The 21793-nt window shown below is 32.7% G+C and carries 22 protein-coding genes; 3 read left to right on the top strand and 19 right to left on the bottom strand.

Features of this window, described 5'->3' with window-relative positions; genetic code table 11:
- Window positions 1-115 precede the first annotated feature (115 nt).
- Window positions 116-925 (top strand): vanadium-dependent haloperoxidase, encoded by an 810-nt coding sequence (locus tag RYO54_RS15030; protein WP_315120479.1) that lies wholly within the window; start codon window positions 116-118, stop codon window positions 923-925.
- Window positions 926-1117: 192 nt separating this feature from the next.
- On the opposite strand, the gene RYO54_RS15035 is transcribed toward RYO54_RS15030, so the two are convergent.
- The 16 genes from RYO54_RS15035 to RYO54_RS15110 form a co-directional block, all read right to left on the bottom strand.
- Window positions 1118-4369: an FtsX-like permease family protein gene (locus tag RYO54_RS15035; protein ID WP_315120481.1), complete on the bottom strand. Its 3252-nt coding sequence runs from the start codon at window positions 4367-4369 to the stop codon at window positions 1118-1120.
- A complete protein-coding gene (locus tag RYO54_RS15040) occupies window positions 4369-5073 on the bottom strand; it encodes an ABC transporter ATP-binding protein (RefSeq protein ID WP_315120484.1) in 705 nt (234 codons plus the stop codon). The genes RYO54_RS15035 and RYO54_RS15040 overlap by 1 nt, the downstream gene beginning before the upstream one ends.
- 276 nt (window positions 5074-5349) lie before the next feature.
- Window positions 5350-5712 (bottom strand): DUF1667 domain-containing protein, encoded by a 363-nt coding sequence (locus RYO54_RS15045; protein WP_315120487.1) that lies wholly within the window; start codon window positions 5710-5712, stop codon window positions 5350-5352.
- A gap of 2 nt (window positions 5713-5714) precedes the next feature.
- Window positions 5715-6971, bottom strand: a complete 1257-nt coding sequence (locus tag RYO54_RS15050) for an FAD-dependent oxidoreductase (RefSeq protein ID WP_315120602.1) — start codon at window positions 6969-6971, stop codon at window positions 5715-5717.
- 18 nt (window positions 6972-6989) lie between these two features.
- The gene (locus RYO54_RS15055; protein WP_315120488.1) at window positions 6990-8423 is read right to left on the bottom strand and encodes an NAD(P)/FAD-dependent oxidoreductase; all 1434 of its coding nucleotides are present in this window, start codon (window positions 8421-8423) and stop codon (window positions 6990-6992) included.
- A 136-nt stretch (window positions 8424-8559) separates the two neighbouring features.
- Window positions 8560-10059: a glycerol kinase GlpK gene (gene glpK, locus RYO54_RS15060; protein WP_315120491.1), complete on the bottom strand. Its 1500-nt coding sequence runs from the start codon at window positions 10057-10059 to the stop codon at window positions 8560-8562.
- Between the two features lie 31 nt (window positions 10060-10090).
- Complete coding sequence (locus RYO54_RS15065) at window positions 10091-10810, bottom strand: MIP/aquaporin family protein (protein ID WP_315120604.1); 720 nt, start codon at window positions 10808-10810, stop codon at window positions 10091-10093.
- Window positions 10811-11084: 274 nt separating this feature from the next.
- Window positions 11085-11651, bottom strand: coding sequence for a glycerol-3-phosphate responsive antiterminator (locus RYO54_RS15070; protein WP_315120493.1), 567 nt, complete (start codon window positions 11649-11651; stop codon window positions 11085-11087).
- A gap of 47 nt (window positions 11652-11698) precedes the next feature.
- Window positions 11699-13144 carry an NAD(P)/FAD-dependent oxidoreductase gene (locus RYO54_RS15075; RefSeq protein ID WP_315120495.1) on the bottom strand — a complete coding sequence of 482 codons (1446 nt, stop codon included), beginning with the start codon at window positions 13142-13144 and terminating at the stop codon, window positions 11699-11701.
- Window positions 13145-13298: 154 nt separating this feature from the next.
- A complete protein-coding gene (locus tag RYO54_RS15080; protein ID WP_315120498.1) occupies window positions 13299-14060 on the bottom strand; it encodes a staygreen family protein in 762 nt (253 codons plus the stop codon).
- Between the two features lie 167 nt (window positions 14061-14227).
- A complete protein-coding gene (locus RYO54_RS15085; protein WP_315120501.1) occupies window positions 14228-14866 on the bottom strand; it encodes a hypothetical protein in 639 nt (212 codons plus the stop codon).
- A complete protein-coding gene (locus tag RYO54_RS15090) occupies window positions 14863-15366 on the bottom strand; it encodes a flavodoxin family protein (protein ID WP_315120505.1) in 504 nt (167 codons plus the stop codon). Before RYO54_RS15090 ends, RYO54_RS15085 begins: the two co-directional genes overlap by 4 nt.
- Window positions 15367-15770: 404 nt before the next feature.
- Window positions 15771-16178, bottom strand: a complete 408-nt coding sequence (locus RYO54_RS15095; RefSeq protein ID WP_315120507.1) for a DUF3592 domain-containing protein — start codon at window positions 16176-16178, stop codon at window positions 15771-15773.
- 13 nt (window positions 16179-16191) lie between these two features.
- Complete coding sequence (locus RYO54_RS15100) at window positions 16192-16848, bottom strand: ABC-2 transporter permease (protein WP_315120510.1); 657 nt, start codon at window positions 16846-16848, stop codon at window positions 16192-16194.
- 1 nt (window position 16849) lies between these two features.
- Window positions 16850-17704, bottom strand: a complete 855-nt coding sequence (locus RYO54_RS15105; protein ID WP_315120513.1) for an ABC transporter ATP-binding protein — start codon at window positions 17702-17704, stop codon at window positions 16850-16852.
- A 3-nt stretch (window positions 17705-17707) separates the two neighbouring features.
- The gene (locus tag RYO54_RS15110) at window positions 17708-18082 is read right to left on the bottom strand and encodes a GntR family transcriptional regulator (RefSeq protein ID WP_315120516.1); all 375 of its coding nucleotides are present in this window, start codon (window positions 18080-18082) and stop codon (window positions 17708-17710) included.
- 417 nt (window positions 18083-18499) lie between these two features.
- Here RYO54_RS15110 and RYO54_RS15115 point away from each other — a divergent pair, with 417 nt between their 5' ends.
- Both RYO54_RS15115 and RYO54_RS15120 read left to right on the top strand, forming a co-directional pair.
- A complete protein-coding gene (locus RYO54_RS15115) occupies window positions 18500-19000 on the top strand; it encodes an NUDIX domain-containing protein (protein ID WP_315120519.1) in 501 nt (166 codons plus the stop codon).
- 110 nt (window positions 19001-19110) lie between these two features.
- Entirely contained in the window at window positions 19111-19509 is a 399-nt protein-coding gene (locus RYO54_RS15120; RefSeq protein ID WP_315120522.1) for a hypothetical protein, read from the top strand.
- Between the two features lie 582 nt (window positions 19510-20091).
- Here RYO54_RS15120 and RYO54_RS15125 read toward each other — a convergent pair.
- The 3 genes from RYO54_RS15125 to RYO54_RS15135 all read right to left on the bottom strand — a co-directional run bounded on the left by RYO54_RS15125 (window position 20092) and on the right by RYO54_RS15135 (window position 21736).
- On the bottom strand, window positions 20092-20406 hold the full coding sequence (locus RYO54_RS15125; RefSeq protein WP_315120524.1) for a hypothetical protein: 315 nt from the start codon (window positions 20404-20406) through the stop codon (window positions 20092-20094).
- Window positions 20407-20423: 17 nt separating this feature from the next.
- Window positions 20424-21251 (bottom strand): NAD(P)H-dependent oxidoreductase, encoded by an 828-nt coding sequence (locus tag RYO54_RS15130; RefSeq protein ID WP_315120525.1) that lies wholly within the window; start codon window positions 21249-21251, stop codon window positions 20424-20426.
- Window positions 21252-21469: 218 nt separating this feature from the next.
- Window positions 21470-21736 carry a hypothetical protein gene (locus RYO54_RS15135; protein WP_315120528.1) on the bottom strand — a complete coding sequence of 89 codons (267 nt, stop codon included), beginning with the start codon at window positions 21734-21736 and terminating at the stop codon, window positions 21470-21472.
- Window positions 21737-21793 lie beyond the last annotated feature (57 nt).

Below are 21793 nucleotides of genomic sequence, written 5' to 3' on the forward strand. Positions count from 1 at the left end.
ACTATTAAATATAAAATAATTATTAAAACATGAAACCGTTAAAATTCTGCCACATAGTATATAAATAAGGGTAGTTACCCTTTTTAAAATTTTCAATATTTAGGAGGAAAATTTTATGTGTCACTGCAATACAGAAAATAAATGGGACAAGATTCCTTACCCAGGAAATGACTTTACTTCTTTAGGAGAAACTCCTTCAGGAGGTAGTTGGCCTTTGTATTATTTTAAAAGATCTCCTAATGGTGGATTTACAGATTTAAATGGCAATGATATCGCTTTTAATATAAAAACTCCCGATATTTCAATGGACTTTCCTAATAGTGAATTAAACAAAGTAATTGAAACCTATTATAATCTAACAGAGGATGAAAAAACTATTGCTAAGTATTGGGGAGCTGGAGTACCTCAAAATCAGCTTATACCAATTCTTCAGACCCTTATTAATGCCTATGGTGTTCCTGCAGTGTCCGCTGCAAGACTTTATAGTATTGTTTCTAATGCTAATAATGATGCCATGGTTATATGTTGGTATTATAAGTATGCTTTCCAAATTCCAAGGCCTGTTCAATATGATCCTTGTTTTACCCCATATTTAAAAACTCCTGAACATCCAAGTTATCCTGCTGGTCATGCCGTTAGTGCTGGATGTTTCGCAGGTATATTATCTCATTTTTTCCCTACAGAAAAAGAAAGATTAACTGAACTGGCTAAGGAATGCAGTACCTCTAGACTTTATGCTGGAGTGCATTATCCCCTCGATTTATCTGAAGGCTATAACTTAGGGCTAGATGTAGCTAATAGGGTTCTAGATGCAATTAGAAATGATAAAGATAGTTATGGCACTATCATAGATAAGGTTTATACCGCTCCTAAAGATATCAGTTTAATGCCACCTCCCTACACTCAAACTTTTAAATTTAAGTAATAAGTATATATAAAAATTGCAATGTAATTTTATAATTGAGAATGGACAGTGGATAATTGAAAATCTGATAGTAAAAAGTTAAAAACTAAGAGTGAAGAGTTATGGATGAAATTCCTGTACTCTTCACTCTTCAATTTTAATTCTTCATTAATTCTCAATAATATTCAAAATCAACGTACTTACCTTAAGCCACTAATCCACCGACTTAAGAGATTCAACCATTTCGATATTTTTAAGTTTATAATACATTGCAATGTTAACTAAAACTGCAAATATAAGCGTTAGTATTACTGAAATTACAAAGCTCTTTACATCTAGTGAACGTCCAAACATCATGTTTTCCATTTCAACTGTAATCATTATAAATTTATGAAGAAACACTCCTAGGATCAATCCAAAAGCAGTTCCTATAAATGTAAGAATTGTGTTTTCCTTATAGATATACGCAGATACCTCATTATCATAGAAACCAAGGACTTTTATTGTCGCAATTTCTCTTATTCTTTCACTAATGTTAACATTAGTTAGATTGTATAAAACTACAAAGGCTAAAGCTCCAGCAGATACAATCATAACAAGCACTACGTAATTTAAACTTCTTATGGTATCTTCAAAATTCTCTTTAGTTGCAGTATTAAAACTTGCATTAGATATTCCCTCTTTTTCTATTAAATCTCTAGATAAATTATCTTCAAAATTCTTAGAGGTATCTTTTAAAGAAGCTATTACTTCATTAAATTCTACAGGTGTTAAAAAGAGTTCTTCATAGTAATTCGAAGATATATATGCATAATTGAAAAGATAGTTTTCAGCAATTCCAGTTACCTTAACTGAAGCTTTCTTATCTTCACTGTTTATTAGCTTTATTTCATCTCCAACCTTCGCTCCTATATCATTTGCTACCTTCTCCGTAATAACAACTCCCTTAGAGGGGATTGGAATGTGCATTTCGTCCTTACGCCCTTGCAGGTGTATAAAATTTTCTATACTTGCTACATCCCTTGGAGCTATTATTGAAATATTCTTTTCTTGTTCATTTAAAGAAAGACTTCCACTTTCACGACTAGTTAGTTCATAGCTAGATATTCTATTATCCTTTGAAATATATTCTATAGCTTTATCCTTCTCTTCTTGGCTAGCCTTCTTTTCTAAATTTACAGTCATATCATAGGTAAATATAACTCCAAATTGTTTATCCACAATGGTTCTAATAGAATCTTTTATTCCAAAGGCCGCTACAATCAACGCTGTGCAACCTGCTATTCCAAATACAGTCATAAAGAATCTCTTTTTGTATCTAAATATATTTCTAGTTGTAACCTTAGCGCTAAAGTTTAGTTTATTCCAGATAAAAGATATTCTCTCAAGAAGAATTCTCTTTCCCTCCTTTGGCGCCCTTGGTCTCATTAACACTGATGGAGTTTCTACTAATTCCTTATAACATGCAAAAAAGGCGGATAATGTGGTTACTGCTATAGCTGCTAGGGATATTGTCAACGCTAAAGGAATATTAAAACTTGTAATTACCGGTGGTAGCACATACATTATTCCATAAGCATTAAATACTACTATTGGAAATACAGTAAATCCTATAGCTAAACCTATTACACATCCTAAGGTACTAGCAACTAAGGCATAGGCTATATATTTTGAAGCTATTGCTCCTTTCTTATATCCTAGAGCTTTTAAGGTTCCAATATTTACTCTTTGCTCATCTACCATTCTTGTCATAGTAGTAAGACATACCAATGCTGCCACTAGGGCGAAGAACACTGGGAAGACCTTTGCTAAAGCATCAATTCTATCTGCTGAACCACCGTAATCTACATAGGAATAATGGCTTTCTCTATTTAGTACATACCACTGAGGCTTTTCAATTTTTTCTAAGTCTCTTTCCCCGTCATCAATTTTATTCTTAGCCTTAGATAGTTCTTTCTCCGCTTTTGCTTTTGAGTTTTTATACTCTTCCTCACCTTTTAATAGGTCTCTCTTTCCACTTTCTATCTTTTCTCTTCCTTCTTTAAATCCAGCAAGGGCTTTATCTTTTTCTTCCCTAAGATTTAATTTTTCTTTCTCCAATTTATCCCTTGAGGATATTAGAAAAGCTTTTGATTTATTTAGTTCCTCTTCCCCTTTAGATAATTCAGCTTTCCTTTCTTCTAGCTCCTTTTTCCCCTTTTCCAATTCATCCTTAGTACCTTGTAATATTCCTTTGGTTGTTTGCAATTCTACTTGTAACTTTTCTCTTTCTTCTCCTGGTAATTCTGGATTTTTAAGAGCATTTTCAATTTCAACTACTTTACCTTCTAAAAGCGACAATGACTGTTTTCCCTTGGCCAATTCTTCTTCAGCCTTTTTAAAACCTTCTTCTGCTAAGGTTTTACTATCATTAAAAGATTTAAGATTTCTCTTTAACTCCTCTTCACCTTTTAGTAAATCCTTTTCTCCCTTAGCTATTTTATCTTCCGCTTCCTTTATGGAAGTATTAAATACTCTTTCCTTATCAATCAAATCCTTCTCTGAATCACTTATTTTTATTTTAGAATCTTCTATTTCTTTTAATGCCTTATCTAACTTTTCTTCGGCTTCTTTTTTTTCCTCTGTGTACTCTTTCTTACCTTCTTCTAGATCCTCTCTGCCTTCTTTTAAAACCTCTTCATATCTAATTTCTTCTCTAGATTCAGCCAGGTTCTCGATTTCTTCTGTAACTTTATTAACCACATCAAAATAGCTATCCTTATAGGAGTTTATTTCCCTAGCTCCCTCTACAGTAGCAAAAATCTCTGTGTAAGCAGGCATTTTAAAATCTTCCTGTGGAATCATAATAAAATTTCTTATTTGTCCATTACCAATAGAACTACTACCCTTTTCAAAGGATAGATAGTATGGAGTTTGCACTTTTCCAACAACTTTATATTCTGTTTCTTTAAGATTATCACTTAATGGATCATCTGTACCAGAATATAACTTTATGGTGGAACCTACTGGAACAGTTATGGCATCATTTTTTCCTTTTTCTATTACACACTCTCCAGATTTTTCTGGCAATCTTCCTTCTACTAAATTTACCCTATTTATATAATCCTCATCATTATCTTTTAATTTATCTAATGGCAGTCCATGTACCTTTAATACAACTTCCTTAGCATCATATTGAATTAGCGCATCCATGCTATAAGTTCCAAGAACTCCCTTTACCCCTGGAATTTTTCTTATTTCATCCACATCTCCCTCAGTTAAACCAAGGGTAGATAAAACTCTAACATCCATTAAATTATAATCATCATAATATTTATCTGCAGTTATTTTCATATCCTCTGGGGCTATCTTTAATCCTGAAAAAAATGCTACTCCTAGTGCTACAATTGCTAAAATAGATGTAAACCTACCTAAAGACTTTTTAATATCTCTTATGGTATCTTTCGCTAAAGCATTTATCTTCACTACCACTCAATCCTTTCCACTGGAATAGGATTTTCATTTTTAGTTATACTTTCAATTTTTCCGTTTTTAACCTTAATCACTTTATCCCCCATTGGAGCTATGGCTAAATTGTGAGTAATTACAACCACAGTCATATTCATTTCCCTACAGGTATCCTGAAGAAGTTTTAGTATGGATTTTCCTGTATTATAATCCAAAGCTCCTGTAGGCTCATCACAAAGAAGTAGTTTCGGGTTCTTTGCCAAAGCCCTGGCTATTGCCACCCTCTGTTGTTCTCCCCCTGATAGCTGAGCTGGGAAGTTCTTTTTTCTGTGACTAAGGCCTACTGCCTCCAATACTTCTTCAACATCCAATGGCTCTTTACATATCTGTGTTGCTAGTTCTAAATTCTCAATGGCAGTTAAATTCTGTACTAAATTATAAAACTGAAATACAAACCCTATATCATGTCTTCTATAGGTGATAAGTTCCTTATTGGAATAGGCATTAACTTCATTATTATCTACTATAACTTTTCCACTAGTAGGTTTATCCATGCCTCCTAATATGTTTAATATTGTACTCTTACCAGCACCACTAGCTCCTGCAACAACAACAAATTCCCCTTTATTAATAGAGAAATCAACCCCACTTAGAGCTTCAATTTTTACCTCTCCCATTTTATATACCTTTTTTACATCTTTAAATTCAATATATTTGTTCAAAATCTCTCTTCTCCTTATCTAATTACACTATCTTCCTTATATTTTAAGTCCATAGAAAAATAATATCAATATTATATACTTTAAATAAATGTTAACAATAAAGAAAGGTGAATAATTTTCTTTTAAATATATAGCTATATCAATTAATATATTATTAGCATACGCAATCATAGTTAAATATACTAAAATCCTAAAAGTAAAAAAGCTTAGCAGTTCTTATCTCCCGTGTTAATGGAAGATTAGAGCTGCTAAGCCGTCGGATAGCTATGATTCTTTTTACATGTCTCTTGTGGCTATTAAATCAATACCTGTACCTAATATATTGGGGATGATAATCTCTCCAACTTTTACTGGTGATTCTACATTGATAGAATTTATTACCTTCATGCATTCATCAATTTTATTTTTAGGAACAGCACCATTAGTTCTTACTGGAAGTCTTCTCAAATGAGTCTTTGTTATTTTAACAGTGGATGTAATCACTCTAGTTGGGTTGGTAAGTTCCTTTACTCCATAATCAGCTCCTCGTTTACACTTATTGCCTTCAACTACATATCCTAATGGATCATTTTCATCTGCAGTTACAGTTAAACGACAACCCATAGGACATACTATACAGACCATATCCTTTTTACTCATTTTCATACCTCCTCTACTGATACTGATATTTCTGATATTTTTCTTTCTTTTAATGAGTTTAATTGGATTTGTACATTCTCCATCTCTCCTGGAGCTAAGTGTGTTTTCTTCATTTCTTTTATTATTTCGCCGTCCCCTTTAATAACCATTTTAACGTTTTTATATACATTTCTCACTCTCATAAACAATTGGAGATTGCCCTCAATGTTTTCAACTCTAATCTTTTGAGGTACTATATAGCTTATACCTTCTCCTGTTTTCGTGGTTATTACATTTCCATTGTCTTGGAGTTGATCTTTTACAAACTTAGCAGCACTCTTTCCAGCTCTTCTACTTTCTTCTGTAACAAAATCAACTAAATCATGCACATGTACTACATTTCCACAGGCAAAAATACCTTTATTAGAAGTTTCCATAGACTCATTGACTACTGGTCCTGAAGTAACTTTATCTATTTCAATGTTTGCTTTTTCAGATAATTCATTTTCAGGAATCAACCCCACAGATAATAGTAATGTATCACAATCATAATGTTTTTCTGTTCCTGGAATAGGCTTTCTAAATTCATCTACCTTAGCTATAACTACCCCTTCTACTCTATCTTTTCCTTCAATGCGAACCACAGTATGACTTAATAACAGCGGTATATTAAAATCATCTAAACATTGTACTATATTCCTTGTAAGTCCACCTGAGAAAGGCATTAATTCTGCTACTGCTTGCACTTCAGCGCCTTCAAGGGTAAGTCTTCTGGCCATAATAAGTCCTATATCACCAGATCCTAATATAACTACCTTTTTTCCTACCATATATCCTTCCATATTTATAAATCTCTGTGCCATACCTGCAGTATATACTCCTGCTGGTCTTGTTCCAGGGATATTTATGGTTCCTCTCGTTCTCTCTCTACATCCCATAGCAAGTATTATTGCCTTTGCCTGTATCTTCATAAAACCATCCGTTGTATTTACCGCACTTATTACTCTATCTTCTGTCATATTTATTACCATAGTATCTAATTTATATTCTATGCCTTCTTTTTTTAACTCCTCTATAAACCTTCCAGCATATTCAGGCCCTGTTAATTCTTCCTTAAATACATGAAGTCCAAACCCATTATGAATGCATTGCTGTAATATTCCACCTAATTCTCTATCTCTTTCAATAACTAAAATATTATCTACACCATTTTTCTTTGCCTCAATAGCAGCCGCTAATCCAGCAGGTCCTCCTCCTATTACTACAATGTCGTAGCTAATCATATAATCACCTCCGTATTATTCTTTAGTTTCTCCTGTTATTATATAGGAATCCTTATTAGACTTAACTATATCTGATATATCTTTTCCTAGTTCTCTAGCTAAAATCTCCATAACCCTTGGGCCACAGAATCCACCTTGGCATCGTCCCATTCCAGGTCTTGCCCTTCTCTTAACACCATCCACTGTGATGGCTCCAACCTTTCTATTGATTACATCTACAATTTCGCCTTCTGTAATGTTTTCGCATCTGCATATTACTCTTCCATACCTTGGATCCCTCTTTATTACTTCTGCTTTTTCTTCATCACTTAATTCATCAAACCTTATTATTTCTCTTCTTCTTGGATTAAAATCTTCCTTTTTATCTAGGTTACCAACTATTTCTCTGATTACTTCTACTATATATTTAGCTACTGCAGGAGCAGCGGATAATCCCGGGGATTTCATTCCTGCCACATTTATAAATCCTTTAGCTTCCTCAGACTCCTTTATTATGAAGTCTCCCCCTGTCGCTTCAGCTCTTAGCCCTGCAAAAGATGTTATTACTTTATTAAAAGGTATATTTTTGCATGCTCTGTTTGCAGATTCCCTTACATATGCCATTCTATCTGCTGTGGTTTCTGTAAGTTCTTTATCTTCTATATCTTCTGAGTCTGGTCCAACTAAAATATTTCCGTGGACTGTAGGGGTAATTAAAACTCCCTTTCCCATAGGAGTAGGACATTGAAAAATAACTCTACTAACCGTATTACCTGCTCCCTTGTCAAGTAAATAATACTGCCCTCTTCTAGGTTCTATACTAAAGCTTGGAGAGGCTACCATGTTATTAATTTTATCTGCATATACTCCAGCGCAATTAATTACATATTTTGCTTCTACTTCTCCATCATTAGTAATTATTTTATATCCATCTTCATTCTTTTTTATATCTAATACTTCATTGTTTAATCTAAGCTCTACTCCATTGTCAACTGCATTTTCTGCTAACGCTATTGCTAACTCATAGGGACTAACAATACCAGCGGTAGGTGCATATAGAGATCCTATTATTTCATCACTTAAATTTGGCTCTAATTCTCTAGTTTTTTCTCCATCTATTATCTCTATATCTGGAATACCAAGCTCTATACCGTTATTATATAGCTTTTGTAGCATATCCATATCTTCTTTATCAAATCCCACTACTAAGGATCCTATGCGTTTAAAAGGAACATAAAGCTCCTCACATACTTTATCAAACATTGGGTTACCTAGAGCATTAAATTCACCTTTATTACTTCCTACTTCTGCATCATAGCCAGCATGTACAATTGCACTGTTAGCCTTTGTGGTACCATTTGCTACATCGTTACCTTTTTCTAACATTACTATCTTCAAATTATATCTTGACAATTCTCTTGCTATAAAGGAACCGATAACACCTGCTCCTATAATGGCTACATCATACATGTTCATCCCTCCTATTGTCTTATGGTTTTTATAAAATAGAAAGTCATGCTAAATAGTCCTATTTTCATAGGTTTTTAGCATGCCTCTCTTTATCTCAAGCACAAAATATAATATTAATTATTTTATTTCAGATGCCTTATTCATCTTCCCAGTCACGTGATCTATCTACTGCTTTTTTCCAACCTTTATATATCTTTTCTTTATGATCTTCATCCATTTCGGCATTAAACACTCTGTCTACATTCCAATTTTTTGATATTTCTTCTGTGTCTTTCCAGAATCCTACTGCTAAACCAGCTAAATATGCTGCGCCTAGTGCTGTAGTTTCTATTATCTTTGGTCTATTAACTGGTACACCTAAAACGTCAGACTGGAACTGCATTAAGAAGTTATTTGCTACTGCTCCACCATCTACTTTTAATTCTTTAAGAGTAATTCCTGAATCTTCTTGCATAGCTTCTAATACATCCCTTGTCTGGTATGCAATAGCTTCAAGTGCTGCTCTGATTATATGACATCTATTTGATCCTCTTGTAAGTCCCATAATAGCTCCTCTTGCATACATATCCCAATATGGAGCTCCAAGTCCTACAAAAGCTGGCACTACATAAACACCATTTGTGTCTTTAACTTTTTGTGCAAAGTATTCACTATCTGAAGCTTCAACGATAAGTCTTAGTTCATCTCTTAACCATTGGATAAGTGCTCCTGCTATAAATATACTTCCTTCTAGGGCATAATTAACTTTTCCGTCAATACCCCAAGCTATAGTTGTAAGCAAGCCATTCTTTGAAGGTACCATTTTTTCTCCAGTATTCATAAGCATGAAACAGCCTGTACCATAAGTGTTTTTAGCCATTCCTTCCCCATAGCAAGCCTGACCAAATAAAGCAGCTTGTTGGTCTCCTGCGATTCCCGCTATAGGTATTTGTGCTCCTCCAAAGGTATGTTCATCAGTTACTCCATATACTTCACTAGAAGGTTTTACTTCTGGAAGCATAGATTTTGGGATATCTAATTCTTCTAATATTTTTTCATCCCAACATAAATCTTTTATATTAAACAGCATAGTTCTAGAGGCATTAGTGTAGTCGGTTACATGAACCTTACCCCTTGTTAAATTCCATAATAGCCATGTATCAATGTTTCCAAATAAAAGTTCTCCTTTTTCCGCTCTTTCTTTAGCACCTTCTACATTATCAAGAATCCATTTGATCTTAGTTCCTGAGAAGTATGCATCTACAACAAGTCCAGTAGTTTCTTTTATATACTCTTCCAATCCTCTTTCTTTTAACTCATCACATAATTGAGCAGTCCTTCTACATTGCCATACTATAGCATTATATATAGGTTTTCCTGTGTCTTTTTCCCAAACCACAGTAGTTTCTCTTTGATTTGTAATACCTATAGCTGCAACTTCTTGAGGGCTAATTCCCATTGTTTCTAATACTTCCCTTGCCACTCCCATTTGAGTTCCCCATATTTCCATAGGGTCATGTTCTACCCAACCTGCCTTAGGAAATATTTGTTTAAATTCCTTTTGTGCTACTTTAACGATTTCTGCATTATGATTAAAAAGGATGGCTCTTGAACTTGTAGTTCCTTGGTCTAAAGACATTATATATTTCTTTTCCATAGTACTTCCCCCTTAATTTCTCATTTTAATTTTACATCCATAAAGTTGTGAAAAATTGATATATTAGTGCTCCTATTGTTCCTCCCACAATTGGTCCAATTACAGGGATAAGCGCATAACCCCAATCTGAATCTCTCTTTCCTGGTATTGGTAAAATAGCATGAGCAATTCTTGGTCCTAAGTCTCTTGCTGGATTTATAGCATATCCTGTAGGTCCCCCTAAACTTAATCCTATTACCCAAACTAAAAATCCTGCTAATAATGCACTTAAAGCTCCTACATTGTTGTTAGCATTATTAATTCCTAGTATACCTGCAACTAACATGGCTGTTCCAATAGCTTCTGTGATGAAGTTTGACACATTGTTTCTAATAGCAGGCGCTGTACAAAATACCCCCAACTTTGTGTCAGCATCCTCTGTAGCTTTAAAGTGATCTTTGAAAGCAACATAAGTAATACTTGCTCCTACAATAGCCCCTAAAAGTTGTGCTATTATATATCCTGGCACCAAGCTCCACTCTAAATTTCCAATTACAGCAAAAGCTATGGTTAATGCAGGATTTAGATGAGCTCCACTTATCCATCCTGTAGTATACGCAGCTATAGCAACGGCAAGACCCCATGCAGTGGTAACAACTATCCACCCTCCTCCTTCCGCTTTTGATTTTTTCAAGGATACATTGGCAACAACTCCACTACCTAATAATATCAGGATTACTGTACCTAAAAACTCTGCTGAATACAATGCCATGTTTGACATTTAGATTCCCCCCTAAATTGATTTTATAAAATTCCAGAAATTATTTTCCGGAAAAATATACAATTATCATCTGCACAATTTTTATTACTCTAACTCCTCTAAAAATCAAAACAAAAAACCACACTAATCGAAACCTATTTTTACATAGGATCTATAGTATGGCTCTCATTTCTCTCGCCTTTTAAATATCAAATTTTCTAAATCTTCTACTTTTTCTTAATTTTATCATGGGTCTATATAACTTGTCAACCTACTATTTAAACATTTACAAATACCATATTTCCTTTTTAGTTGTGGAAATGCCCACAGCGCCAGATTTAAGATTTTGTATTACATCATCTTTATCCATTATCAACCCACCGGTTATGATTGGAATATTAGTTTCATTATATATTTTTTCTGTAATTTTAGGCATAATGCCTGGCATAATCTCAACAGCGTTGGGTCTAGTAACTTTTATGGATTCAATGCCTGAATCTAAAGACAGGGAATCTAACATAAATAATCTCTGTATAGTAAATAGACCCATTTCTTTGGCAGGTCGTATGAAACTGCTTTTTGTTGTAATTATTCCATCTGCATTAGTCTTTTGACTAATATATTTCAAAGTGGTTAAATTCTTCGAAAATCCATCTATTAAGTCTACATGCACATATATACTCTTCTCATTTTCTTTAACTTTTTTTATTATCTCCTCAAGATTAAAAATATCTCCTGTTAAAAGAAATATTATTTCACAAGGGGATTCTATCGCCTCATCAAGTTTTTTAACATTGCTCACTGCTGCAATAATAGGATTTAATTGTATTTTACCGAAAAACTCATTTTCCAATCTCTTCACCTCTTCATAATATCTAGTGTAGTTTATGATATATCTGTTTATTTATCGCATTTTCTTACAAGGCTAATATCTACTCTTTCTGGTGCTGGACTTGAATTTTTACCTCTTTGTGTTATTTCCTCTTCTGGAATTCCTGTCTCCCTTGATATTATCCTTCTCACCCTTGGTCTACAGAAATTTCCTTGGCATATTCCCATGCCTGCTCTTGTACGTCTTTTTATTGCATCTATTGCTTTTACAGGGATGCCTCTTTTCATTGCATCTATTATCTCAGCTTCAGTTACCTTTTCACATCTGCAGATTATATTTTTTTCTGGCATTTCATGGTCTATTTTTCCATCAAAGCCATCCTGTTTTTTTACAATTATAGCTTTTCTATAGGGATTGAAGTTTTCTTTTCTCATAAGCTCAAGTCCTGATGACGCAAGTATCCCAGTAATTTTTTCTGCTATTGCAGGTGAGGATGTAAGCCCTGGGGAATCAATTCCAGCAGCATTTATAAATCCCTTCACCTTTGTTTCACCTATTATAAAATCTCCTGTACTACTTACGGACCTGATACCTGAATATGTTGCAAGAGCCCTTTTTATATCAAAATCCCCTATGGATTTTCTTGCCGTTTCTATTACATCTTCAAGACTTTCCATAGTAGTAGCAACATCATCTTTCTCATCTACTTCCTCAGCATTTGGCCCTATCATAAAGTTTCCATGGTATGTTGTTGTAACTAATATTCCCTTACCCTTTGCAGTTGGCACTTGAAAAACAACTTTATTTACAAGGTGTCCCTGTTCTTTTCCAAGGATTATATATTGCCCTCTTCTTGGAAGTATCTCAAAACCATCTATTCCAACCATTTTTGCTATTTCATCGCTAAAAAGCCCCGCTGAATTTATTATATATTTACTTTGTATATCCCCATTATTTGTTTTTATAGTAAAGTACTCACCTGTTTTTTCTATTCCCAAAACTTTTGTCTCTAGTTTAAGCTCAACACCATTTGCAATAGCATTTTCAGCAAGAGCTATTGTAAATTCATAAGGAGAAGTAACTCCTACACTTTTTGCATAAAGTGCCCCCTTAACATTAGGATTTATATGAGGTTCTAACTCCTTTGTTTTATCACTATCTATTATCTCAAGATCAGTACATCCAATCTTTAATCCATTTTCATAGAGCTCCTCTATTTTTTTCATATCCTCATCTGTAAATGCTACCACAAGTCCTCCAGGCTGTCTAAAGCCAAAATTCAACTCTTTTTCTAATTGGCTATACATACTATTCCCTTTAATACAAAGCTCCCCTTTAAGTGTTCCATACTTTGCTGCATATCCCCCATGCACTATTCCGCTATTTGCCTTTGATGCACCATTTGATACATCCTCTTCCTTTTCAATAAGACAAATATTCAATTTATATTTTGAAAGCTCTCTTGCAATTGCACAACCAACTACACCTGCACCTATAATCATAACATCATACATTTATATTACCCCCATACTTTTTAATTATTATTTTACATCTTTTGTGCAAAAAAACCAAAATATTTTTAAGTTTTATTTGAAAATATTCCTTTTTAATCAATAAATAAAAAACTTTAGACAAGTAAAATTCTTATCTAAAGCTTTAAAATCTTTATTATCTCGGTTGTCTCACACTTTGAACCACTACTCTATTTGGCATTATCCTGAACCCTATAATAAGATTAGGAAGAGGTCGAGGATCATTTCCCACTTTTAAAGTTACAAACACATCATAATTAGGTCTGCACTTGTCCCCTGTTTTTACCTCTTCTATTCCTCCTATTTCTACCTCCGCTAAACAAAACCTTTCATTTCTGCCATAGATTCTAAAAATTACATTTTCTATATATGGATTTAGAAGTGTTACTATTGTTCCCTCTTCTTTATTGCTTACTCTAAATCTATCTTCATCTACAAATACAGCTCTACTCTCATATTGTGAAAAACTTCCCCAATTTTCAACTTTATTATATCGAGGATCACCTGATTGGAAATATACCATTATTGGGGCATTATTTAGCTTTGGATGAACTTTAAAAAACTCTCTATCTCCGCACCTTATAGCTTCCAGAGCCAATGGCAACTCCCGCCTAAACATACCATCTCTAATAGATATTACCGTTGATGTAAATTCACCACCATCTACATATAAATGCACATTATATAAGCATTGCCCATTAGCCTCAACCCATTCTCCCAACACTTCATCTCTCATTGGATTGATTTTGTCACGTGCATACTCTTTTCCAATAGTTAAAAAAAGTTCTTCAGTGCTGTCACGATGAGTCAATGTGTAACGTCTTGGTATAATCGGTTCCTTAGGGGTAACACCTTCTCTAAATTCCACCGAAAGTTTTTCTGGTTTTAGTCTACCCAAATTTTTTCCTCCTCATACAATATTACAAACCATCTACATAACCAATATATGTAATAATTCCGCCTTATGTCACTAAATGGAAAAGTTGTAATACTCCTAGGGAAATTGTGGCTTTTACTGTGAGGCTTAACTATATACTTAGCTTTTTATATATAGTTTAATCTTGCTTACTTTCTTAAAAACAAATCTTTTCTCTTTAACCTATTTGCTTTAATAGACTGTCTCCATCCCATTTCAGCGCCAAGTTTATACAAAACTCTTGGGAAATTTGCTGTAACAAATATATTTTCTTCTGAAGTACCTTTTAATATATTATTTGCAAGTTGTTTCAATGCTTTCTCTAAGTTCTTCTTAGGTCCATGACCGATTGCAATACTTTTTAACCCTGGGAGCATTCCACCTGCCCCAATTCCAATCCCTTGCCCCCACTTAAGCCCTGCTTTTGCACACCAATTCTCCATCATTTCAATTGCCAATTTATTCTGATGCCCTTCATAAAATCCACAGTTCACCAAAGAATAAACTATAACATCTTTTTCCTTTATGTTTGCAAAAAGCATTTCCAATTGAATGAGAGAATTTAACAAATGAGATGGAATCCCATCTACATATAAAGGAAAAGCAAATACCAGAACATTGCATTCTGTCAGTTGCTCTATTTCTTTCGTACTCGATTGTGGTTTTCTAAAGCAATATTCAGAAATTATATTACTATCCTGATCCAAAAAAGCTTTTAATTCTTGCAAGATACATCCAGAGGCACTATCTTTAATTTTAGGGCTCCCATTGATAAAAGCTATTTTCATAATACCTGCCCCTCCATTTCCTCAATACTGTGTATAAATGAAACTCTACGGACATTACAATCCAAATTAATAGAATTTGCTTTTACCAACTTTTGAGCAGTTTGTTTCTCTTTTTCTGTTATATTTTCACCGTAAAACCACACCTGCATATCTATTTGATTTTCGTATCGCCTCCGATGATGCATCTCTCCGTTCCTTGTTGCAAAATAAGGATGTATATAGGAAATACTTCGATCTAACACATTTTTCACAAATGGGCTAAATTCCCCATAACGACATTTGCTTATAATAATGAGCTCTTTACATTTTGACAAATATTCTCCCATATCTCCATATTTGTCCCGTATTATACAAGCTGCAGGTGTCTTTATCCAACACCCAAAACATCCTATGCAATGATGTATCTTCCCATCGTCTGAAATAATCATAGTATCATCTAATGAATTAGGAAATAATTTTTCAAAATCATTAGCTTCTAAATCATGTATGAATAATTTCATTTCTCACTATTCCTTTCAAGTTTTTCTACCTAAAAATATTTTACTTACCCTTATTCGCATATCAATTAGAACAGTAAAAATACTTGTCTTTTCAATTTTCTCCCCCTTTTAAAACCTCATCTCTTTATTCCATTGTGTGCTAAATTATAGACTATCTATATGGTAATTATAACATTAATTTCAATATAATACATGTAGCTATATCTATTAATCTATCATCTAAAAATCTATTAAATACATTTGCAAAACATAAAAAAGCTAAGCATGTAGTGAAAAAGCGACTTTTTATTGGGGCGGCTTCACTACGTACTTAACTCTATGTTTGTAAAACTAAACTATCTTTATTAGAAACTCTTAATACTAACAACCATTTTAATTAGATGTTTATAGGGCGCATTACGTATCTATTGTTTTAACTTCATATAAAACATAATCGTCATGCATGCGATTCCAACCAAAAAGAAAATCGCTGCTTTATTTAAGCTAGGGGTAAATATTTCACTAGGATCATCTTTAAAATAAGCTACTCTAATTTCATCCCCTACTGATGCATTCATCGACACCTGAATCCAACTTGAAGAAACATATTCTTTCTCATTTACTCTAAACCTTACCATAGCCCATCTAGAATTATTCTTTTCCATTGCTTCAGGAAAAATAGTTTTTGTATCGATGATCGTTGACATAGTATAGTTTATACGATCTTTATTCAACATAAAACTGATAAATTGATACGCAGAATATACTATGGAAGTAGCTGCCGCCATACTAAAAAGCAATATAGCTAATATAGATTGTATATTTCTGCTCATAACATCACCTTCTTTAATACTCCTTATTTTTAATAATTAAATTTGATAACATACTACCACTGATAATTGCAATAAATGCAATAAATAAAGCAGTTATAGTAATCTTCAACATTGGACTACTTGCGAAATAGGCCAATAGCAAGAAGTCACTGCCTAAGTGCTTCATAATAAGTGGAGCCACAAATGGGGAAATAAATATTATTCCTGTGCTTAATACCTGTAACTTTACATAGCCAAATTTAAAAGTCAGAGGTATATAAAATCCAAAAAACAATGCTATTATTGTAAAAGTAATTATAATACTCTTTACATCCACGTTTCCAACAAGAGTTAAGGGAATATATGATATCATCACATATAACGCTGTTGTTACTAAAAAGGTTGTTATTATTAATATGTATTTTGCAAGAATAACCTTAATCATCGGCATAGGTGTTATTCTGAGGTAGATGTCACCTTTTTGCTTCATCTCTTCCATTGATATTGCATGATAAATCATAAATGTTATTGTCAAAGCCAACACTGAGTATAAAATACCTCCATATTCTTGAAAAGAAGGTGTTCTATAAGATATAAATATAGGAGCTGCCACAATAAATGCAGAAATAGGTAATATAAGTTTCTTAACCAACAAAAAGTCTTTTTTTATTAAATTATAAATAGCTCTCATTCTAGTCCCTCCCTACTATTGACAAGAAAATATCTTCTAATGCCGCTCTTTCCAAAACTACATTGGAATTTGTCGCTTTTATTTGCTGAAACTGATTTGTAATTCCTATGAATCCATAGTTTGTCTTATCGATAATTTTAAAAGACTCTTGATTTAATGATTCTAAATCTTTTAAAGTTCCTTTTATTAGACGATAAGATTCCATTAACTCATCTTTACCTACTTGTTCAATTATTCTGCCATCATCAATGATTATAATCTCATCTGCACATCGTTCTAAATCGCTAGTAATATGTGTCGAGAAAAAAGCACTCTTCCCTTTTTCTTGAACAAAGTCAATAAGTATATCCATTAACTCTTTTCTTATTTCTGGATCTAGCCCAGAAGTAGGTTCATCCATTATAAGTAAATCTGCGCCATGAGATAAGGCTAAGGATAAAGAATATTTAAGCTTCATTCCTTTAGATAATGTTGATATAGGCTGCTTAGGATTTAGGCGAAATTGTTCTAAAAGTTCTTGATATTTATCTTCATCCCACGTATTATAACTTGAAGCAATGAGACTCTTCATTTCCGTTAAAGTCAAATTATCATAAAAGAATCCGTCGTCTAGGACTACGCCTATTTTGTTTTTTATCGAGGAGCTATCCATTTGCTTCTTATTTGGGAAAAATGTAATATCTCCACTATCCTTCTTACGTAAACCCAATAGAATCTTTATTATAGTGGTCTTGCCAGCACCATTTTTACCTAGAAACCCTGTGATGCAATTTTCTTTGATGTTGAATGATACCTTATCTAACTTAAAATCATTAAAACTCTTTGAGACCTCTGAAACTTTAAGTATATCTTCCATGTCTTAATCCTCCTCATAAATAATGTCCATCATATCCGTAAGCTCTTTTTTACTAATTCCTATTGATTTAGCCATTGACACCATATCCGTCATCTTATCTTCCACCATTAACCTTCTGCTATCTTTCATAAGATCTATATTTCCAGCTAATACAAAAGTTCCTTTACCCGCTTGGCTAGAGACAAAACCCTCTTTTTCTAACTCATCATAGACTCTACGAATAGTTAAAACACTAACTCTAATATCTGATGAAAGATTACGGATAGACGGCAATAACTCTCCATTCTTTAACTCCCCTGTTAGAATAGCTTCCTTGATCTGCTCCTTAATCTGTTGATATAGAGGCTTCTCAGAAGTATTCGATATTATAATATTCAAGCTCTCCCTCCTAACTGTGTATGTCAATACATCACATTATACACTTCAAGCACAGCTGTGTCAAATAAAAAAGATCTGAGAACTCTTAGACCTACTATGATTAATATAAGTAATCCTTACTACACATAAAATTACAAATGCATATTTCACATTACATAGCATTTTTAAGTTTTGCACAATGAAATTATAAAGATAAATATTTAAGAAAAAAATTAGTTACATCTCATGTTAAGGTTCAATCACTGTAAAATCAACATTTCTTATTTCTATCATAGTACTAAAACCTATGTTAACCTATAACTGAATTTGAAAATTATGCTATAATGAAAAATATAAAATTGTAATATAATGCTCAATAATTTTATAATGTGAATTAATATTTATTTTGTTTATAATGGATTTTATCGGAGGAATTAGATGGAACCCTGGGATATATTAGATAGAGATGGAAATAAAACAGGCAAAACTGTTAAACGTGGAAAAACTATGGGAATAGGCGAATACCATCTTATAGTGAATATATGGATAAAAAATAATAATGGAGAATTTTTAATTACAAAACGTACTCCAAATAAGAAGACATTTCCGAATATGTGGGAAACAACTTGTGGTGCAGTAATTAGTGGCGAGGATAGTTTAGAATCAGCATTAAGGGAAGTAAAGGAAGAACTCAATATTGAGTTATCTCCTACAAATGGCAAATGTCTATTTAGATTAAAAAGACGATATGAGAGATTTCCAGATTTTGTAGACGTATGGCTATTCAATGAAGACGTAGATATAACAAAAGTTGTATATCAATCTGAAGAAGTATGTGGAGCAAAATGGGCTACCCCAAATCAGATTCAATCATTGATAGAAACAGGCAAATTTACAGATACATTTACATATATTGAAAATTTATTTAAAATAGTATAGTTATTCGTAATTTTAATATAGATAAAATATAAAACATTTATTTGATGAAATTCTAGTGAAAAAACCTATGTATTTGCTAGAACAGTGAAAATGAAAGGGTTTGTTGAAATATGGATTTTGTTATAGATACATTATTCCAAGTATTTTTTGCGTTTTTTTGGATAATTGGAGTGTTGGTCTTTTTGGTTAAGGTGAAGGATAAAAAGAAATATGTATTTTTAATATTTTTTATTCCTCTACTTATGATTTGGACGGTTTATTCCTACACTAATATACTAAAGCCACGTTTTCGAGATATTAACTATTATATTAATCAAGATTATGAAATCACTAGTGGAAAGTGTAGCCTTGTGCATGTTGGTGGAAAAGGGGTAACTCCATCATTTGTATTGGAGGAAGATACTTATTATTATAATCCACGATTTAATAAAGTTTATGAGGGTAAGAATTATAGATTAAAGTACCTTCCTAATAGCAAATATGTTATTGTATTGGAAGGTTTAGAATAAATAAAGGGGTCAGTTGCCCGTTAAGTATATAATGGCAGGAACGCCTTTTTATTTAATTGAATTGATAATGGAGAGTTTTAGTTAGTGAAGAGTTAAAAATGAAGTTTGAAGAATGATGGATGAAATTCCCTTAGGAATTTCTAAATTATAAGACTTAAGAATTCTCACATGATAATTCTATCCTTTATTCTTCATTTTTAATTTTTAACTATAACGAGAGGAACGGCTTTACTAGGTGCTTAACTCTATTTGAGAAACTAAATTATCATTTTAACTCAACTACACATTCTTTTTAAAATAATTAATAAAAAGAATCATGCATCGATTTTATTGTATCAATCTATCAAATATATTTGTAAAACATAAAGGAACTAAGTATATAATGGGAGGATCGCCTTTTTTGAAGCGACGTCATTATGTACTTAGTTCCCCTTTTGGGTACCAATTATCTTTGCAAAAACTTATAATCGAAAAAACAATTTATGGGTACAACAAATAAAAAATGCTAAATTATAAAATTTAAGAACTCCCGATGGGGAAATTCTATCCTTTACTCTTCATTTTTAACTTTTAACTCTTAACTCAAAAATCCCTACTTGCTTTCTCTAACAAATTTGCAAAATCCTCTTGCTTTTTAATCTCTAAATATAGATCTAATAAAGATTTAGTAGACATGTTATTGTATCCTTTATGTCCATTATTTAATATTACGCTCAGTTTCATTATAAAATCTTCTTTGCTATTATCTATATTGACTAGCATGTCTTCTGCAATATGATTGACCAATTCCTCTTTTAAAGCTTCTTTTAAATTATTGGAGAAGCGCTCTAAATACTCTCTAACCTCTTCTGGATATGCGGAAAAATTTTCGCAAAGCAAGTCTTCTATTTCAAACATTAAGTCCCCTCCTTGTTCTATAACTGATTTTTATATCTACCATTAGTAGTACTTATTTTTTCCTTATCAATTAATTTCCCTATTATTTTAGCCATTCTACCTTCCATTTTACAAGCAATATTATGTTTTATAAAAGATATATTAGCAGGAACATACCATTTTGTGTTTTTATCATAGGCATTTCTTCCTTTGAAATATTCATAGTCTGCTTTTAGCACATTAGGAGCCATTTCACATAGAGTTCTAAAGCTATGAAAAACCATTAAATGTGAAAATTTAGGTTTCAACTCTTGTCTTTTATTCAACCCTGTATAAAACTCATAGGAAGCTTTGTCTATTTTCTTTCTTCTTTTGTCAATCTCTTTTTCGCTCATAGGTAATGGGAGTATATCAACATAGGTTTTTCCAATAAGATTAAAGCCTGCTGCCGAAACCCAGGTCTCCATAGGAATAAACACTCCTTTTTCCTGCCATTTAGTGCAACTTGAAATTATGTATGCTTTTTTACCAAAGTACTTTGGACGATGACAATTATATGCCACATGATCTAAAAAGTTTTTCATTATTCCCGTTACACTAAACATATATCCTGGGGATGCTAAAATTATCCCGTCAGAAGATAAAATCTTATCCTCTATAGCTTTTACATTCTTGTATTCCTTGCATTTATCCTCTCCAATAAATATGCAATTATGGCATCCTGTACAAAAATCAATAGTATAATCACTTAGATATAAATATTCAAAATCCACATCTCCATTTTTATTCATCTGCTTTTCGAAATATTTTACTATATCACTTGTATTACCATTTTTAGAACATCCCATGATTGCTAGTATTTTCATGTACTCCCCCTCCATTAAAGATCTTATCTTTCTAAGATAACTTCTCCATTTTTAAAATTTAATACCTATAATATACATTATACTCGTAATTGGAAGGGAAACTATAAATATATTTACCCTTAAAGAGATAATATTAACTTTACAGAATGTCTTAAAAAATAAAATGCCTAAGGGAAAATACTCCTTAAGCATTTCTTTATAATTTAATTCATATAGACTTAACTCATATAAACATCTACAACCTCAGCCACATAATCATCTTCTCCTGCTCTGGCTAAGACCACCATAGATTCTTTATTTCCACCGATTTGAACGCTATATGCTTCTGCGCTAATATTATCTAACTCTTCATTTCTATTTATGGTTATTTCTTTTCTATTTGCAACTCCATAGTCTTCAAGTATTCCTGTAACTCTTTTTTCTACATCACCTGCTGGACATTGAAGTATTTTTATCCTCTCAATAGCATCTTTAAGTTTTTCCATATAACTATCCTCCCCAAATGATTTTTTCTTTTTTATTGTTTCCTTTTTCATACTTTT

This window comes from uncultured Clostridium sp., from assembly GCF_963515715.1.
In the GTDB taxonomy this organism is placed as follows: Bacteria; Bacillota; Clostridia; order Clostridiales; family Clostridiaceae; genus Clostridium_AW.

Excerpts from the sequence above, each read along its gene's own strand:
- RYO54_RS15120 (WP_315120522.1), top strand. The coding sequence starts at position 19,111 with ATGGATTTTGTTATAGATACATTATTCCAAGTATTTTTTGCGTTTTTT.
- RYO54_RS15115 (WP_315120519.1), top strand. The coding sequence starts at position 18,500 with ATGGAACCCTGGGATATATTAGATAGAGATGGAAATAAAACAGGCAAA.
- RYO54_RS15100 (WP_315120510.1), bottom strand. The coding sequence starts at position 16,848 with ATGAGAGCTATTTATAATTTAATAAAAAAAGACTTTTTGTTGGTTAAG.
- RYO54_RS15130 (WP_315120525.1), bottom strand. The coding sequence starts at position 21,251 with ATGAAAATACTAGCAATCATGGGATGTTCTAAAAATGGTAATACAAGT.
- RYO54_RS15085 (WP_315120501.1), bottom strand. The coding sequence starts at position 14,866 with ATGAAAATAGCTTTTATCAATGGGAGCCCTAAAATTAAAGATAGTGCC.
- RYO54_RS15105 (WP_315120513.1), bottom strand. The coding sequence starts at position 17,704 with ATGGAAGATATACTTAAAGTTTCAGAGGTCTCAAAGAGTTTTAATGAT.
- glpK (WP_315120491.1), bottom strand. The coding sequence starts at position 10,059 with ATGGAAAAGAAATATATAATGTCTTTAGACCAAGGAACTACAAGTTCA.
- RYO54_RS15055 (WP_315120488.1), bottom strand. The coding sequence starts at position 8,423 with ATGTATGATGTAGCCATTATAGGAGCAGGTGTTATCGGTTCCTTTATA.
- RYO54_RS15045 (WP_315120487.1), bottom strand. The coding sequence starts at position 5,712 with ATGAGTAAAAAGGATATGGTCTGTATAGTATGTCCTATGGGTTGTCGT.
- RYO54_RS15090 (WP_315120505.1), bottom strand. The coding sequence starts at position 15,366 with ATGAAATTATTCATACATGATTTAGAAGCTAATGATTTTGAAAAATTA.
- RYO54_RS15135 (WP_315120528.1), bottom strand. The coding sequence starts at position 21,736 with ATGGAAAAACTTAAAGATGCTATTGAGAGGATAAAAATACTTCAATGT.
- RYO54_RS15065 (WP_315120604.1), bottom strand. The coding sequence starts at position 10,810 with ATGGCATTGTATTCAGCAGAGTTTTTAGGTACAGTAATCCTGATATTA.
- RYO54_RS15095 (WP_315120507.1), bottom strand. The coding sequence starts at position 16,178 with ATGAGCAGAAATATACAATCTATATTAGCTATATTGCTTTTTAGTATG.
- RYO54_RS15075 (WP_315120495.1), bottom strand. The coding sequence starts at position 13,144 with ATGTATGATGTTATGATTATAGGTGCAGGTGTAGTTGGTTGTGCAATT.
- RYO54_RS15030 (WP_315120479.1), top strand. The coding sequence starts at position 116 with ATGTGTCACTGCAATACAGAAAATAAATGGGACAAGATTCCTTACCCA.
- RYO54_RS15125 (WP_315120524.1), bottom strand. The coding sequence starts at position 20,406 with ATGTTTGAAATAGAAGACTTGCTTTGCGAAAATTTTTCCGCATATCCA.